This window comes from Paenibacillus silviterrae, from assembly GCF_030167925.1.
GTDB lineage: Bacteria > Bacillota > Bacilli > Paenibacillales > NBRC-103111 > Paenibacillus_G > Paenibacillus_G silviterrae.
The window spans coordinates 4,969,063-4,984,790 of sequence record NZ_JASKUT010000001.1; the positions used below are offsets into that span (position 1 = coordinate 4,969,063).

21 protein-coding genes are annotated in these 15,728 nt (G+C 50.8%); 15 read left to right on the plus strand and 6 right to left on the minus strand.

The features are described 5' to 3' along the window. Positions 1 to 9: 9 nt before the first annotated feature. Positions 10 to 864, minus strand: a complete 855-nt coding sequence (locus tag QMO62_RS23215; protein WP_284644658.1) for an SPFH domain-containing protein — start codon at positions 862 to 864, stop codon at positions 10 to 12. Between the two features lie 187 nt (positions 865 to 1,051). Between QMO62_RS23215 and QMO62_RS23220 the strand changes: the two genes are divergently transcribed. The 5 genes from QMO62_RS23220 (at position 1,052) to QMO62_RS23240 (ending at position 5,161) form a co-directional block, all read left to right on the plus strand. Further along, a complete protein-coding gene (locus QMO62_RS23220; protein ID WP_284644659.1) occupies positions 1,052 to 1,396 on the plus strand; it encodes a thioredoxin family protein in 345 nt (114 codons plus the stop codon). A 185-nt stretch (positions 1,397 to 1,581) separates the two neighbouring features. Then, positions 1,582 to 2,517, plus strand: coding sequence for a COX15/CtaA family protein (locus QMO62_RS23225; RefSeq protein WP_284644660.1), 936 nt, complete (start codon positions 1,582 to 1,584; stop codon positions 2,515 to 2,517). A 47-nt stretch (positions 2,518 to 2,564) separates the two neighbouring features. Then, entirely contained in the window at positions 2,565 to 3,563 is a 999-nt protein-coding gene (locus QMO62_RS23230) for a DMT family transporter (RefSeq protein WP_284644661.1), read from the plus strand. A gap of 20 nt (positions 3,564 to 3,583) precedes the next feature. Continuing rightward, on the plus strand, positions 3,584 to 4,300 hold the full coding sequence (locus QMO62_RS23235) for a Cthe_2314 family HEPN domain-containing protein (protein WP_284644662.1): 717 nt from the start codon (positions 3,584 to 3,586) through the stop codon (positions 4,298 to 4,300). 66 nt (positions 4,301 to 4,366) lie between these two features. Further along, positions 4,367 to 5,161: an SDR family oxidoreductase gene (locus tag QMO62_RS23240; RefSeq protein ID WP_284644663.1), complete on the plus strand. Its 795-nt coding sequence runs from the start codon at positions 4,367 to 4,369 to the stop codon at positions 5,159 to 5,161. Between the two features lie 37 nt (positions 5,162 to 5,198). Here QMO62_RS23240 and QMO62_RS23245 read toward each other — a convergent pair whose 3' ends face one another. Further along, a complete protein-coding gene (locus tag QMO62_RS23245; RefSeq protein ID WP_284644664.1) occupies positions 5,199 to 5,447 on the minus strand; it encodes a NifU family protein in 249 nt (82 codons plus the stop codon). Positions 5,448 to 5,526: 79 nt separating this feature from the next. On the opposite strand from QMO62_RS23245, the gene QMO62_RS23250 reads away from it, so the two are divergent. After that, positions 5,527 to 5,781 (plus strand): YuzB family protein, encoded by a 255-nt coding sequence (locus QMO62_RS23250; RefSeq protein WP_284644665.1) that lies wholly within the window; start codon positions 5,527 to 5,529, stop codon positions 5,779 to 5,781. On the opposite strand, the gene QMO62_RS23255 is transcribed toward QMO62_RS23250, so the two are convergent. Together QMO62_RS23255 and mqnE are read right to left on the minus strand one after the other, a co-directional pair. Then, a complete protein-coding gene (locus QMO62_RS23255; protein ID WP_284644666.1) occupies positions 5,778 to 6,842 on the minus strand; it encodes an NAD(P)/FAD-dependent oxidoreductase in 1,065 nt (354 codons plus the stop codon). The genes QMO62_RS23250 and QMO62_RS23255 overlap by 4 nt on opposite strands. Positions 6,843 to 6,882: 40 nt before the next feature. Continuing rightward, positions 6,883 to 7,950 (minus strand): aminofutalosine synthase MqnE, encoded by a 1,068-nt coding sequence (gene mqnE / locus QMO62_RS23260; RefSeq protein WP_372516732.1) that lies wholly within the window; start codon positions 7,948 to 7,950, stop codon positions 6,883 to 6,885. A 371-nt stretch (positions 7,951 to 8,321) separates the two neighbouring features. Between mqnE and QMO62_RS23265 the strand changes: the two genes are divergently transcribed. The 4 genes from QMO62_RS23265 (at position 8,322) to QMO62_RS23280 (ending at position 11,114) form a co-directional block, all read left to right on the plus strand. Continuing rightward, positions 8,322 to 8,570, plus strand: a complete 249-nt coding sequence (locus QMO62_RS23265) for an aspartyl-phosphate phosphatase Spo0E family protein (RefSeq protein ID WP_284644668.1) — start codon at positions 8,322 to 8,324, stop codon at positions 8,568 to 8,570. 54 nt (positions 8,571 to 8,624) lie between these two features. After that, positions 8,625 to 8,987: an iron-sulfur cluster insertion protein ErpA gene (erpA, locus tag QMO62_RS23270; RefSeq protein ID WP_284644669.1), complete on the plus strand. Its 363-nt coding sequence runs from the start codon at positions 8,625 to 8,627 to the stop codon at positions 8,985 to 8,987. A 299-nt stretch (positions 8,988 to 9,286) separates the two neighbouring features. Beyond that, entirely contained in the window at positions 9,287 to 10,618 is a 1,332-nt protein-coding gene (locus tag QMO62_RS23275; RefSeq protein ID WP_284644670.1) for a stalk domain-containing protein, read from the plus strand. A gap of 319 nt (positions 10,619 to 10,937) precedes the next feature. Then, positions 10,938 to 11,114, plus strand: a complete 177-nt coding sequence (locus tag QMO62_RS23280) for a S8 family serine peptidase (RefSeq protein WP_372516696.1) — start codon at positions 10,938 to 10,940, stop codon at positions 11,112 to 11,114. Positions 11,115 to 11,116: 2 nt separating this feature from the next. Here QMO62_RS23280 and QMO62_RS23285 read toward each other — a convergent pair whose 3' ends face one another. Continuing rightward, positions 11,117 to 11,290: a DUF1427 family protein gene (locus tag QMO62_RS23285; RefSeq protein ID WP_348651716.1), complete on the minus strand. Its 174-nt coding sequence runs from the start codon at positions 11,288 to 11,290 to the stop codon at positions 11,117 to 11,119. A 228-nt stretch (positions 11,291 to 11,518) separates the two neighbouring features. On the opposite strand from QMO62_RS23285, the gene sda reads away from it, so the two are divergent. The 3 genes from sda (at position 11,519) to QMO62_RS23300 (ending at position 13,479) form a co-directional block, all read left to right on the plus strand. Further along, entirely contained in the window at positions 11,519 to 11,671 is a 153-nt protein-coding gene (gene sda / locus QMO62_RS23290) for a sporulation histidine kinase inhibitor Sda (protein WP_284644671.1), read from the plus strand. 344 nt (positions 11,672 to 12,015) lie between these two features. Continuing rightward, positions 12,016 to 13,206: an NAD(P)/FAD-dependent oxidoreductase gene (locus QMO62_RS23295; protein ID WP_284644672.1), complete on the plus strand. Its 1,191-nt coding sequence runs from the start codon at positions 12,016 to 12,018 to the stop codon at positions 13,204 to 13,206. Positions 13,207 to 13,209: 3 nt separating this feature from the next. Further along, positions 13,210 to 13,479, plus strand: a complete 270-nt coding sequence (locus QMO62_RS23300) for a hypothetical protein (protein WP_284644673.1) — start codon at positions 13,210 to 13,212, stop codon at positions 13,477 to 13,479. 270 nt (positions 13,480 to 13,749) lie between these two features. On the opposite strand, the gene hemQ is transcribed toward QMO62_RS23300, so the two are convergent. Continuing rightward, the gene (gene hemQ / locus QMO62_RS23305) at positions 13,750 to 14,496 is read right to left on the minus strand and encodes a hydrogen peroxide-dependent heme synthase (RefSeq protein ID WP_284644674.1); all 747 of its coding nucleotides are present in this window, start codon (positions 14,494 to 14,496) and stop codon (positions 13,750 to 13,752) included. Positions 14,497 to 14,678: 182 nt separating this feature from the next. On the opposite strand from hemQ, the gene QMO62_RS23310 reads away from it, so the two are divergent. Then, positions 14,679 to 14,963 (plus strand): YuiB family protein, encoded by a 285-nt coding sequence (locus QMO62_RS23310; RefSeq protein WP_284644675.1) that lies wholly within the window; start codon positions 14,679 to 14,681, stop codon positions 14,961 to 14,963. Positions 14,964 to 15,112: 149 nt separating this feature from the next. Beyond that, positions 15,113 to 15,706, plus strand: coding sequence for an SOS response-associated peptidase (locus QMO62_RS23315; RefSeq protein WP_284644676.1), 594 nt, complete (start codon positions 15,113 to 15,115; stop codon positions 15,704 to 15,706). The last annotated feature ends 22 nt before the right edge of the window (positions 15,707 to 15,728 follow it).

The window sequence follows — 15,728 nt, forward strand, 5'->3', positions numbered from 1 at the left end:
CTCTCGGCCCTAGTAAAGGCTTCCTGTATTGATGACCGGGCTGGCGGATCGATCCGAGACGATCGAGACAAGCAGATTGTTGATCATGGCCGCTTTCCGTTCCTCATCCAGCTCGACTACGCCGTCCCGCTGCAGCTGCTCGATGGCAAGCTGAACCATACCGACAGCGCCTTCCACGATCTTCTGCCGCGCGGCAAGAATCGCCGTAGCCTGCTGGCGCTGCAGCATAGCGCTGGCAATCTCGGTAGAATAGGCCAGATGCGTCAGGCGCGCCTCCATAACCTCCACCCCGGCTACCGACAGTCGATCTTGAAGCTCGCGGGCCAGCTCCAGCGCTACCTCATCCGCATTGCCCCGCAAAGACTTGCCGTCCTCGTCGAAAACATCATAAGGATATTTGCTCGCTACATGGCGAAGCGCGGTTTCACTTTGAATCTCCACGAATTGCTCATAATTGTCTACGTCGAAGGTGGCCTTAGCCGAGTCTACGACACGAAACACGACGACTGCCGCAATTTCAATCGGGTTGCCAAGCACATCGTTAACCTTCAGCTTCACGCTGTTGAAATTTCGAACGCGAAGAGAGATCTTCTTGCGAACCGCGAGGGGAATCGTGAGCCATAAGCCGCTCTCGCGAATGGTACCGACATAGCTCCCGAAGAAGGTCACGACGACGGCTTGATTCGGCTGCAGCGTCGTGATGGAGGAGGAGAGCAGGGCAGCTGCCGCTATGAGTACAACGCCTGCTGCGCGGCCGCCGTTACTATCGGAAGACGCGATAGCGAATAAGCCGAACGCCGCTACCAGCAAAATGAGAAGTAGTCCCAAAAATCCGTTGATGACCCAGGCTTTTTTTTCTTTCATGGAATCAGCTCCTTATTTGAATTCAATTCAATATTCATTTGATATTTATATGATATCACTTTTAGGAAAAATTGTAAACTGGTACCGATGCCCAGTATCCCGTCGCATGAATTGACACTACATGAGGGAAATGCTATAAGTTGGTTATAGATTTGAACTTACTATTCGTTAGGACGGTGCAGCCATCATGGAGAAGGTAACAACGGAAGCGCGCTTTAGAGAAGCAGTAGGAGGTACTAAGCCTACGATTGCCGTGTTTAAAACGACCTGGTGCAAGGATTGCCATTTCATTGAGCCGTTCATGCCTGAGGTGGAGCAATCGTATCAAGAGAAGCTCAATTTCATCGAAATTGACAGAGACGACCTGCCGGACCTCTGCTCGGAGCTGAACATTCTCGGTATTCCAAGCTTTATTGCATTTCGGGATGGTCAAGAACTGATCCGTTTCGTCAGCAAGCTGCGCAAGAGCCGCGAAGAAATCGAGCAATTCCTGGACCGGGCCGTAGAGGTTGCAGACAGCCTGAATAAATAACCTGACCCCCGGCTGAAAGAAAGCCGCCAGTCCCGTAAGATAAGCCCGGACTTGGCGGCTTTCCTGTTTCATCGGTTTGTAACATTTCGACATGGATTTACCTTGGCAGAACCGATATAATGAAGATTGGATCGTAGTCTTGTCTACGGCAAACGATTTTTAAACGAACGGGTGAGTCAAATCAAATGAAAATAGAAACATGGCTTCGTCGGTTGTCGCTTGCCAGCATGCTCGGCATGTTCCTGATTCTGGTCATGGGCGCCCTCGTAACCAAAACGGAATCGGGCCGGGGTTGCGGTGACGATTGGCCGCTGTGTAACGGGAAATTCGTACCGGCCTATACGATCGAATCTTTGATCGAGTACAGCCATCGCTTTGTCGTGGGGATTGTAGGCTTGGTTTTACTTGCAACGACCCTACTGGTGTTTATCTACAGCCAAAGAAAAGACGCCAAATGGTTTGTCGGAGGCGCCATGTTCTTCACCGTGCTGCAAGCGATTCTTGGGGCGATGACGGTTGTATGGCCGCAAAATGCTCCAGCGCTTGCCCTGCATTTTGGCTTCTCGCTGCTGGCCTTTGCCTTTACCTTACTTTTGTATCTCGTCTATACGAAATGGGGAGAAGCTCTCCTGCATCGAGAAGGAACCGTGCTTTCCCCAGCAGCGAAGCTTTTGGTTTGGGTGATCATGATCTATACCTACGGCGTCGTATATTTGGGCGCTTATGTTCATCACACCGAATCCTCCGGGGGCTGTATCGGCTGGCCTCTGTGCAATGGGGAAGTCATACCGGACCTGTCCGGGGCGACCGGCATCATGTTCACTCACAGGGTTGCAGCTGCCGTTCTTGGGCTGCTCATCGCCGGTTTATACTTCGTGATAAAGGCACAAGCCCCGGCCGGAAGCACAGCGGTTGCTGCAGCGAGGTATGCGGTTGTTTTCGTGATCCTGCAGATTTTCAGCGGAGCTTTCGTTACGCTTTCCATGGGCTATGACTGGTACTTGCTCGCCAGCCTGATGCATACGGTGTTGATTTCCTGCTTATACGGTATTTTAAGCTATCTAGCGATATTGACTCTGCAGCCGTCGGAGTCCGTCAATCAGGCTTACGCAGCACCCTAGCTGTCGTAAGCCTTCTGTTCATCTATAGGGAAACGGGGAAACCAACCATGAATGAATCGTGGAGCCGCAAAGTTATGCCGCATGCCGGGTTCGTGCTGGTTTATATTCTATGGGGCATCAATATTTCCGCCATGAAGCTTGGCGGTCAGGAATGGGACCCTTTGGTATTTAATGGGCTCCGGTATTTGAGTATTATTCCTTTTTTGTGGGCGTATACTTACGTTTACTACCGAAAGCATCGGCAGGAGCTGAACTGGCGTTTGCCGCGCAAGGATCTTGCGCTGATCGCCGTGCTTGGCTCCGTGTCCGCACTTGGCATGGAAGCGCTGCTGCAATACGCGCTGCAGTTCAGCAATTCAGCTAACGGCGCCGTTCTCGGCCGCGGCTTCATGCCGATTATCACGGCCGTTATTGCCGTGATCCTGAAGGATATCCGCCTGACTTGGCGTGTCCTGGTCGGTATCCCGCTGGCGTTCGTCAGCGTCATTGTGATTGTAGCCGGAGGGCCGCACGGCTTTCATCTTGGACCGGAGACGCTGAAGGGGGACGCGCTGCTGCTGGCGCGGAGCTTCCTGGGGGCATTTTACCTGATCGGCATGAATCGTCTCGTAGGCAAATACCCGCTTACGCTGCTGGTTTCGCTCGAAATGACCGCAGGGGCGCTTGCCCTGCTGCCGTTCCTGCTCCTGCGGGCCGATATGGCGTATTTGCTTGAGCGCAGCTCGCAAGGCTGGCTTATTCTGGGCTACACGGCCCTGCTAGCAACCATCGCTGGCTTCTCCGTCCACAATTGGAGCTTGTCCAAGCTGGGGCCGTTCAAGTCCTCGGTGTACGGCTATTTGCTCCCGCTAACGGCCGCTGCGGCAGGGTATGTGATTTTGAACGAAAGCTTATCCTTGAATCAATATCTCGGCGGAGCAGGCGTGCTTGCAGCCATGTATCTCGTGCAGAAGGACCGCATGCAGCTGATGAAGCAGAAGGCGGATCCGTCACCGGCAGCAGGAGCGGCGGGTATAACGGGTACGACTAGAAACGTATCCCAATAAATAAAGGGGGAACGGGCCGGATGCTAAGATCCATCTTCGGCGAGCCCCGTCGTCAGGACGAAGGCTACCTTAAGGAGGCCAATGAGGCCATCCGATCATTTATTCATAAGCTTACGCTGATTCCTCCCGAGAAGCGAACGATGGCCGAACGGAGATTCGTCATTTTGTCGGAGGGCTTCCTTCGTGCACTGGACGAGCTCGAGCAAAGCGAGTATGCTGCGCAGCAATATGGCAAGAGGGTTATGAAGCTCTACTTGGATGAGATGACTTTGGAGGAAAAGGATGCGTACCATCTCCATTTATACTTTTATAAAAATGCACTGATCCGTCTCTTCGCCTTGCTCGATAAGCTCGGCAATTTCATCAATGAGCACTGGGGATTGCAAACGGAGCGAATCAAGGCGCGTTTCTCGTACTTTACGGTGCTGCGCAATATGCATCAAAACAAGAAATACACGGACCTGGAGCAGAAGCTCTTCGACCTCAAGGTTCAATACAAGACTCCTGTAGAGCGCTTACGAAATCGGCGGAATCTGGAGATTCATTCGATTAACGCGGATCTGTACGATGATCTGATGAAGGTGGCGGAGCTTAAGTACGGACAAAGGGCAAGACTGCAGATTGAAGATATTCGCGAAAATCTCCGTGATCTGGAGCAGGGCATCGATATGACCTTTCGGGCTGCGGCAATCGTTTTCAGGTATGCCGCTTCCCATGCCAGCAACCGGAAGGGTTGAACTGCTCCCGGCGTTCCACTATACTTTGAGAAGGAACTCATATGGGAATTTTCGGGAGGTAGGAGCATGGCTCGGGAACGGAAGGTAGCCTTGATCACGGGCAGTGCCAAAGGGCTGGGGAAACGAACGGCCCTCCAGCTAGCAGACCAAGGCTGCGACATCATCTTGAACTATGTACACAGTGAGCGGGAAGCGCTGGAGCTGGCGGAGCAAATTCGGCAGAAGGGCGTTCGCTGCAGCGTCTACCGCGGGGATGTAAGCCGGATGGAGGAGATGCAGGAGCTTGTACTGCAAGCCATCCGCGAATTCGGCGCCATTGATATTTTGGTAAATAACGCTGGCCCCTTTATTCGCGAGCGCCGGCTTTTCAGCGACTACGATCGTGAAGAAATCAATTACCTTCTGAATGGAAACCTGACCGGAGTCATTCATCTTGACCATCTCGTTCTGCCTTACATGAGACAGAATCGATGGGGGCGTATTATCCACTTCGGTTTCGGTCATGCGGCGGAGGCCCGAGGGTGGCCGCATCGAGCGGTGTATGCCGCGGCGAAGGTCGGGCTCGTCTCCTTTACGAAGACGCTGGCCGTTGAGGAAGCTTCTAACGGCATCACGGTCAACATGATCTGCCCCGGGGATATCCGAGGGGCATACAAGGAAATGGCCATTAGTGACGTAGAGGACGTCCCCGATGATGAAGCGCCGCGCGGCCGGCCTGGGACGGGAGAGGATGTAGCTCGGGTCATCGCCTTCCTGTGCGAGAATCATTCGGATTTCATAACGGGGAACATTATGGATGTATCGGGCGGCCTTGATCCCATTCGCTCGATCACCGGGAACGGAATGACCAAAAGACCCTGAAATCAAGTTTCAGGGTCTCTCTTCGCATGCAGGTATATTAGAATACTTGAACAACCTCTTGCACGCCTTCAACTTCCTCCAGCAAGGCACGCTCGATACCGGCCTTCAGTGTAATCGTCGAGCTTGGGCAGCTTCCGCATGCGCCTACCAGACGAAGCTTCACGATGCCATCCTCGACGTCCACCAGCTCTACGTCACCGCCGTCACGCTGCAGGAAAGGACGAAGCTTATCTAGAACCTCAAGCACTTCATCATACATGGTGCTTTGTTGTACGTTGTCGCTCATTTGATTCATCTCCCTTCATATGCTTATTATATTACAACGTGGAGAAAAATAAAATGGTCCGGTAAAGGGGAGTCCATTCATGAGACCGATTATTGAATTTTGTACGAACAATATGCATCACGGGACCGAGAAGCTCATGAAGCAGCTGGAGCAGCGGCCTGATCTGGATGTGATCGAATACGGCTGTCTGGGCAATTGCGGGGAGTGCTACATCCTGCCCTTTGCCTTGGTGAACGGGGAGATCGTTGCCGCCTCCACGGCGGAAGAACTGGAACAAGCGATTGAGGACAAAATAAAAGAGATCGAGGACATGCTCGATCTCTTAAGCGATTAACCCAGGTGATGCTTGGACATCCAAAGAACGCCGCTCTTGATCGCGCGGGGCACCATACCCAGCATCACCGTCCGCTTGCCCATCAGGCCGAAGCCGGCCTTTTTGCCAAGCGATCCGAGAACCCCTTTGAGCTTGATTCTTCCAAGCCGGGGGTTTTCGTTTTTCCAAGTAGCTCTTAACACCTCGGCAATTTGTTTACCCTGGGCTTCGGCCGCCTGACCGCTCGGAGAGAACGGCAGCGCCGCGCAGTCGCCAACGACGAAGACTTCAGGATAGTCCGGAAGACGGTGGTATTGGTCTATGGTCAGTCGTCCCTGATTATCCTTCGAAAGGTTCAAGTTCTGCACGATTGGGCTTGGCTGAATGCCGGCGGTCCAAACCGTGACATCGGTATGAATGATCTCCTGCTGATTGTACAGCATCCCGCCTTCTAAGCGAGATAGTGATATGTGGGATCTTAGCTCGATATCGTGCTCCAGCATCCATTCGCGGACATATGCCTTCAGCCTATCCGGAAATGGAGACAAGATGCTGGCGCCCCGGTCAAGAATTCGGATGTTCAGATCCGGCCGGCTTTCCCGAAGCTCCGCCGCCATCTCTACACCGCTTAAGCCTCCGCCGACAATCGTTATCTGACCGAACGGCTTGCAGTCATTGACGGCCTGGTAGGTTTTACGCGTAGAGGAGAGGGATTGGATGCTATGAGAAAATTCCTCAGCTCCCTGAATGTTGTGGTAACGGTCCACGCAGCCTAGCCCCAATACGAGCCAATCATACGAAAGCGGATCATCGTTCTCGAAGCGAATGAGCTTCTGCTCCAAATCCACAGCCGTAACCTCACCGTACTTCAGAATCAGGCGCGGATCTATCGGGAAGGGCGTGCGGATTTCCTTATCCGACACCGTACCCGCGGCTAGTGCGTAGTATTCCGTTTTCAACCCCTGGAAGGGCATCCGATCCACCATAATCATGACCGTATCCGAAGGCAGATCCATGCCCAGCAGCGTTGTGGCGATCGTAAGACCGCCATATCCTCCGCCAAGTATCACTAGTTTCTTCATACCTTACACAAACCCTTTCTATGGTCCTGCAGACTGTATTTTAGTAAACCTTAATCTCGTTATAGAAGGTATCGCGTTCCACAGGAATGCGACCTGCTCCCTTGATCAGCCACACCAGCTCATCGCGGGTCAGTCCCTCCGGAGACAATGCGCCCGCAGCATGTGAGATACGTTCCTTAATGATCGTGCCGTGCGCGTCGGATGCGCCGAAGGTGAAGGCCAGCTGAGCCAGCTGCGTTCCAAGGTTGATGAAGTAGGCCTTGATGTGCGGAATGTTATCCAGCATCAGACGGCTGATCGCGATCGTCTTCAGATCATCGAACGCGGCAACCCGGCGCTTAATGCCTGCACTCACGCTGGCCGGCTGCACGGCATTCGGAATAAACACGAGGAAGCCGTTCGTATCATCCTGAATTTCCCGCAGATAGATCATGTGCTGAATGCGCTCCTCCAAAGTTTCAATGGAGCCGTACAGCATCGTCGCATGCGTCTTCAGTCCAATGCTGTGCGCTACGCGCTGCACTTCAAGCCATTGATCGGTTGTCGCTTTGCCGACGCCCATCTTCTGGCGGTAGCGCTCCGATAAGATCTCGGCTCCGCCGCCGGTCAGCGTGCTGAGTCCCGCATCGACTAACGTTTGCAGTACCTCTTTATAGCTTAACCCGCTTATCCTCGAAAAAAACTCAATCTCCGCCGCAGTATGTGCTTTTATCGTTACATCCGGGTAACGCTTCTTCAAGGCGCGTACATAATTCACATAATAATCGAAAGGCACATTCGGATTGTGGCCCCCGGTAATATGGAACTCGCGCATGCCGGGATGGAAATGCTCATCGATATACTCGAACATCTGCTCCGGTGTGAGCGTATAAGCGCCTTCCTCGCCCTCGTCGCGCCGGAAATGACAGAACGCGCAGTGCGCCTCGCATACATTGGTGAAATAAAGGCTCATATTTTCAATAAAATATACCTTTTTCCCGTTCTTACGCAGGTTCACTTTATTCGCTAATTGTCCGATCGTGAGTAAATCGTCCGATTCGTACAAAAAGACCCCGTCCTCCAGACTGAGTCTTTCTCCGTGTTCTACCTTCTCCGCTATTTCCGTCATCCGTTTCTCTGGATTGCTTATAGCGATGTTCACACTCTCCACCTCCGTTAATGGTGCGGGAGCCCTAGCTATGTAAAGAGTCCCGCTGTACAGCCTGCATTACTTGTCCGGCAGTTAGTCGGACGGTTATCCTATCGGCCTTCATGACCCAAAATCATGATCTAAGCCGCGTAACAGGTTAAGAACAATACCCTCTATTATAAACCTCCTTTGATGGAGCGGCAATATGTTCTTCATTTCCATGGTGCAGGGAATAGGAAAGCGCGAATTTTGCTTAAAATTTGTAACATTTTGTCTAAGTATGATATTTTCTTTTATTCCAGAATCTAGTATACTGTGTTCTTGTGAGAATGGAATCAAGGCGGTGTCTTATGTTGCCGGTAGTGAATTGGATGGACGAGGATGCGGAGCTGTCCTGTGAGATCGAGACGTTACGGGCTCATATGGTAGAGCTTGGCAGTGTGCTCGGGCTGATGCATCCCGATGTTCAAAGATGCAGTAAACAATTGGATGAGCTGCTGCTGCGGTATTATGAAATACATAGAATTCGTAAGCTTCGAGGCGAAGCGGTTCAGCGACCCTTGAGGAGCATGCCAAGAAGGAGTATACTGAAGGAGTAAGCTCTAATCAGTATGCTTTTTTATTTTGCCTGAAGCAATAAGGAGGGAATCCGAGTGATTAAAATTAGCGATACGGCTATTGATAAAATCAAAGAAATGCTGGCGGCCGAAGAGACGCCGAACCTGTTCCTGCGCGTAGGCGTAAAGTCCGGCGGCTGCAGCGGCTTCTCCTACGGCATGGGCTTCGACGACAATCAGGCTGCGGACGACAAGTCGTTCGAAATGAATGGTCTGAAGGTGGTTGTAGACGAGGAGAGCGCCAAATACTTGTACGGCGTCGAGATCGACTTCAAGGACACGGGCATGGGTGGCGGGTTCACCATTAACAACCCGAACGCGGTAGCTACATGCGGCTGCGGTTCCAGCTTCCGCACGAAGGAAGAGGACGCGGCGCTGGCGCAGCCTTGCGAGGATTAATCGCCTAGTGACGCGGTTTCTCAGCGTTTAACCTTCTGTTAATGTTGATGGTGACCTAGCGTTAGGCCTATACGGTCGCCGACTTGTGGGTTGCGGATTATGTGCCTCCTGACGTTGTTCTTCGGAACAAACGTTGGGAGGTTTTTATTTTGTCCACGCCAAGTAAGCGCGAGACACGATTATTTTGTCTACGATCACAGTTTACGGGGATTCCTTCTTATGACCTATACGACAATGAAGCTTTGAGGTATATTTATCTTATGGATTTGTATACCAGATATGGAAGGACGTCGTTACTCTTGTTTAATAAGCAACTCGTCAGAATCGCGCTCTCGATTTCGTTATTATTCTCCGCCATACCTACCGTAACGGCAACACCGGCAGACGTAACACCTATTGTATTCATCGACGGCAAGAGAACGTCGTTCGACGTGCCTCCGACGGTAGTGAACGGAACCACACTCGTTCCACTCCGTAAAATCTTTGAATCACTCGGCGCGGAAATCGCGTGGAACGGCGACACTCGCACTGTCTCCGCTAAGAAGGGCGACGTAAGTATCACATACACTATCGGTGATACTGTTTCAAAGAAAAATACCGTTGACATCAATCTCCCCGTACCCGGTCAAATTATAGAAGGCTCTACGATGGTTCCGCTCCGCTTCGTTGGGGAGGCGCTAGGTGCGACAGTTGGTTGGGATAGTCCATCTCGTACGATAACAATCAGCTCCTCCATAAAAAAAGAGGTAAAAGTTAATAGGGTTGTTGAAGGTGACACAGTCCAAATCGATTGGAACGGTAAAGAGGAGACCATTCGTTTGATTGGCGTCGACACAATGGAATCTATGCATCCAAGTGCGTCCAAGAACGTAGAGACCGGTAAGATCGCGTCCGAGTATACGAAGCAAGCTCTGACCGGTGTAACAGTTCTTGTTGAGGTTGACGTTGAAGAGCGTGATAGTTATGGTCGGTTGCTCGGTTACGTTTACTTATCGGACGGCACAATGTTTAACGCCAAGGTAGTTTCGGAGGGCTACGCCAAGACAGCGGCAACCCCACCGAATGTACGCTGGGTCGACTTGTTCACACACTTACAGACGGATGCTCGCGAGGACGGCCGCGGTGTATGGGCAAGTGTTACGTTTGAGACGCCTATAACACCCTCCAAGCTAAAATACGATCCGAACGGACCAGACCGTGATTGCAGCGATTTCGCAACACACGAAGAAGCGCAAGCATTTTTTATCGCAGCAGGTGGTCCTGCGATAGATCGGCATAGATTGGATTCAGACAAGAACGGCTTAGCTTGCGAACCTAATAAGAGTACATCACCCGTTGTCGTGCCAGCAAACACCACCACGGAATCCGGTAATCTACCGGCTAATAGTACAAATGGTACTGAGCCGGTTAATAGTACGACGAATAATGAACCAGCTAACAATAAGGAAACAACTGGAAACACTGTACCTGCAAACAGTAAAATTTGCTTGGAAATAAATAGTACTTATGCGTCTGCGTTAGAGAATGTCCGAGGACTATTAATATCGAATCCCCATTTATACGCGAGTCATGTAAAGCAAATGTTTGAGCAAAAGACTAAGGATTTGGAAATTAACGGCTGTCCAAAATAAAAACTTGTTATTTTTAACACGACGCCTTTGTCCGGTTTATCGCGGCGCAGCCTTGCGAGGATTAATTTTTTCGCTTCCATGTTTATGAAGTTCCGCATCGGGTCATACTACTTAGTAGCGAGTCGTCACCGCTTCCCCACGGTGGCGCTCAGACGGTCAAGCCGAACCTCTCCCCGGCTTGGCCTTTTTATTTTTCCTTCCGTAGTTTCATTGTCGTAATAAAATGCCGAGTTTCCTTCCAGGATGCCGACGTGGTCGGTGTAAAGGTGCTGGACCGAGGGAGCTCCGGTTCCCTATCGACGATTATTGCCGGGATCGAATGGTGTATAAAAGCAACCGCATCGGCAGCAGCTACTTTACGGAATCAGGCACTTCCATGGCGACGCCGATCTGCGCGGGCATTGTTGCCCAGCTGCTGAACAGCACGGACAACCTGGGCGTGCCAGCTAATGTTCAGGGGCGAGGCTACCTCAATGCATCGAAGCTTCTGAGCTGAGCCTAACGCCCCGTCCAAAATTGCCAGAGCAGATACCCGAGCGTAATGCCGAAAATGCCACAGACCGCGGGTATCGCCGGCGGGGCGGGGATGGGAAGGCGAAGCATGGCGAAGATGACGCCGACGATGAGACCTGTGCCTAAAGAGGCCAAACTCTGAAAAATAAAATGATTCATATGTAGGGATATCCTCCTATGACTGATCGAAGTTTTTTATCGGATTTTCCTGTGGACAAGTGTGTATAACTTTGTCCACATTACCCACCGCACAAACAGGCATATTTCTACACTTATCAACACACTACACACAGGATATACACATTTTTGTGTGGATAACAGAACGATTGTTCTATTTTTCCGGGCATGGTAATATAATTTTACATTAAGGAGTAAGGGGTTTCGCTTATGAAACTGATCAGTAATGAGATTTTGGTTGATTCTTATTTTAAGGCGATTGATTTGAAGCTGGAGCAGGAATTTGTAGATCTTTTACTTGAGGAGATCAAACGCAGACAGATCAATTTGGATTATTATAATGGCGAAGCCCAGGTCAGCTAAGACCGGGCTTTTTTTTTGTTAAAAAGGAAGGATTATCCTTATTGTATACGCAACCGGCCCAAATGATATCACCGGATTTATTTTGCAAAGCCACATTTATTGTGCGGGATTTCCTTGATTTTTAATCAAAATAAAGCTTGCTATTTGTCCCCGGGCATTATATTATTCTTTTGAATTGGTTAAAACTGTTTTGTCGAATTTGTGCATGAGGCTGCTAATATTTTCGGGGCTTTTCGTGAAAAATAGGGAAAAACTATTTTTCGGCGTGGCTTGTGTAAAATTTCACAATCGGTTTTGGAGAACCATACAATACAGAAAAAACGTGGATGGAAGGGATCTAAATCATGAGTCGAATTCCTAGAATAGTCATTTTGGGAGCAGGATATGGCGGGATCGTTACGGCTATTCGTTTGCAGAAAGAATTAAATTATAATGAGGCTGATGTAACGCTGGTGAACAAGCACGATTACCACTATATCACGACTCATTTGCATATGCCTGCAGCCGGAACGGATAATCCTGAAAATGCACGCGTGAACATTTTGAAGCTGATCGATGAGTTTAAAATTGATTTCGTGAAATCGACGGTTGTTCAAATTCGTCCGCAGGAGAAAAAGGTTATTCTCGAAGAGGGGACCTTGTCGTACGACTATCTCGTCATCGGCCTCGGTGGCGAGCCGGAAACATTCGGCATCCCTGGTCTGAAGGAATATGCCATGAATATTCGAAGCATTAACAGCGTTCGCTTCATTCGCGAGCATATAGAATATCAATTCGCCAAATTCAAGCGCGAGCCGAACCGCACGGATTACCTGACCTTCGTGGTTGGCGGTGCGGGCTTCACCGGTATTGAATTTGTCGGCGAGCTGGCTGACCGCATCCCTGAGCTGTGCAAGGAATTCGACGTGGATCCGTCCCTCGTTAAGATCTACAACATTGAAGCGGCTCCTACGGCGCTGCCTGGCTTCGATCCGGAGCTGGTTGAGTATGCCATGAACGTGCTTGCGAATAAAGGCGTTACCTTCAAAATCGCTACGGCGATCAAGGAGTGTACTCCTGAGGGGGTAATTCTCGCTACAGGCGAAGAAATCAAGTCCTCGACCGTGATCTGGACCGGCGGTATCCGCGGTAACCACATGCTGGAGGAAGCCGGCTTCGAAACGATGCGCGGTCGTATTAAGGTAGACGAAACGCTCCGCATCCCTGGACACGAGAATGTCTACGTGCTTGGCGATTGCTCGCTCGTATTCAATCCTGAGGGTCGTCCGTATCCTCCGACAGCGCAGATCTCGATGCAGCAAGCCGACGTATGTGCGCATAACCTGGTGGCGCAGATCCGCAATTCCACATTGAAGGCATTCGAATACAAGCCGAAGGGTACGGTGGCTTCCCTTGGCCGCGGCGAAGCGATCGGTATCGTGGGCTCGAAGAAAATCAAGGGCGGTACGGCAGCGATCATGAAGAAAATCATCGACCTGCGCTACCTTTACATCATCGGCGGGATTCCGCTCGTTCTGAAGAAAGGAAAGTTCTAAGCCGTGCGTCACTGCAGCGTTCAAGTCCGCGGATTACTGACAAGGGACGAGCTCGATCGCTACAATGCCTTAATGGACGTAGGACACTTTCTGGAAGAGCAGAACCGGTACGATCTTGTGTATACGGTCCAGAAGGAGATTGACACACTGATTCTTCCCGCGATCGAGCGGCTGAAGGAGAAGTCGCGTCAACGGGACCGGGATACCGAGGAGTATTTGAAAGGCAAAGAGGACCCTCGCTTCAGTCTGGATGACGAGGACGATGAGGATTAAAATAAAAAACCTTACTCCGATGCGTATAGCACGGGGTAAGGTTTTTTGCCCATTTAAGGCGATTTCTTAACGCTAAAGTCACAATGCTATCGGAAGCTGAAGCAGTAAGATGAATTTATCACGTTACAAGTGACCTTGTGGCTCGAAGCGAGCGGTTTGGTTGGTTGTAGGGTGATTTTATAACGTTAATGAACCTTGTTGAGGAAAAAAAGCGGCTGTAAGGTGATCAAATCACTTTACAGCCGGTAATGTCAGTCCGTTGATGCCTGCTTACAGCTTCAGCATGGCGGCCATTTTCTCCTGATTCAGGAGGTTGCCGACGTAGAAATCGCCGAATTCGCCGAAGCGCGCACTCGCTTCATCGAAGCGCATTTCGTATACGATTTTCTTGAATTGCAGCGGATCCTCGGAGAACAGCGTCACGCCCCACTCCCAATCATCCAGACCGACGGAGCCGGTAATGATCTGCTTGATCTTGCCCGCGTAGTTGCGTCCGATCATGCCGTGGCTGCGCATGAAATTGCGGCGCTCCTCCATCGTCAGCATGTACCAGTTGTCGTTTCCTTCGCGCTTCTTGTTCATCGGGTAGAAGCATAGATGCTTCGCTTTCGGCAGTGCCGGCTTCAGACGGGCAAGGATGTCCGGGTCCTCCATAGGGTCAACGCCAGGCTTGGCCATGTAGCTGCTAAGCTCCACGATGGATACATAAGAGTAGGTAGGAACGGTTACCCCGGCAAAAATCGTCTTGTTGAATTCGGTCTCGAGCTCATTGAGCTCCTCCAGTGTTTCACGCAGGTGCATGAATACGAAATCCGCCTTCTGCCCAACGATGGAGTAGAAAGCAGTGCTGCCTTTCTTCTCGTCCTCCGTCGCTTGATACTGCTTCAGCAAGCTGTAAAGCTCCTCTTCCGCACGCTGCTGCTCCTGCTTCGTCAAGCTCTTCCAGGCATTCCAGTCGATCGCGCGAAAATCATGGAGACAATACCAGCCCTCCAGCGTTTGTACCGCTTCACTCATCTATAACACTCCTTATGTAAGTATAATCGTCCATAGCTTGTTCAATTGTATCGAAATCGACACGAAAGGGCAAATTCACCGCAAGCAGGGAGTCGGTACTATTTTGTGAACAGCTTTACCCGCGTCACGAATTCGTCTAAAATAGAAAGATAGAGATAGTGAAAGGGAGGCTTCTGCTCGCAATGCTGCAACTTGTCATTGTTACGGTGCTGCTGTTCGTGCTGTTCTTCGGACTCGGCTTTATACTAAACATGCTAATGAAAACGACCTGGTTTCCGATCTACGGTTATATTGCCCTGGTGATAGGTATGGTCATCTATTGGGGATGGGGCAGCGGTTCGCTGGGCTCGAACCTCGCAGAATATTCCATTGTGGATTACATTCCGGCCGTTGGGGGTTTAATCGGAGCAGCGCTGAGCGGGCAGACGATCAAGTCGCTCCGGGAAAAGGGATATAAGATGTTTTAATAACGTTAGCAACAACAATAAGAGCCTCCCGGATACCGGGGGGTTCTTTGTTTACCGTAGCGAAAATAATTTTACATATTTCTGCACATGAAAAGTCCAGCTTTGAAAGATACTGTAAAAAACACACAACATGAGAGGGTCAAGCTGCCATGTGCAAACGCATCAGCATCACCACGGAGCTTTCGAGCTTATCCAGCCAGTTTCATATTCAGGAGGTCGGATTTTCCTACACTCCCTGTGCTACCGTTGAACCCACCCAGGAGCTTCCGGTGGTCGTCCGTCATCATCAAGAGCAGCGTCTGGAACAATTTCGTTGGGGCTTGGTGCCTTTCTGGGCTAAAGATGCGGTCTACGCCGACAGCCGGCTCGTCCACGAGAAGCCCGCCTATCGCCGCATGTTCGCCAAGCAGCGATGTATCATTCCGTGCAACGGTTATGAGGTCGTGAAGCGGGAAGGGAAGAAGCAAATCCCTCTGCGCGTAACCCTTAAGGAGCAGGGTACCTTCGGCATCGCGGGGCTATATGAGATTTGGCTGGACAGCCGCGGCGGGGAATATCGGACTTGCACGGTCATGACCACAAGGCCGAACCGTCTCGTACACGAATACGAGGAGTACATGCCGGTCATTCTGGGTCAAGATGAGATGGACGAATGGCTTGATGACAGCCGAAGAGACCCGGATTATCTGCAGCACCTGTTAAAGCCTTACGACCCAGACCGAATGGAAGTAAATACCATATAGCAATGCGGCGGAATCCTCTTTT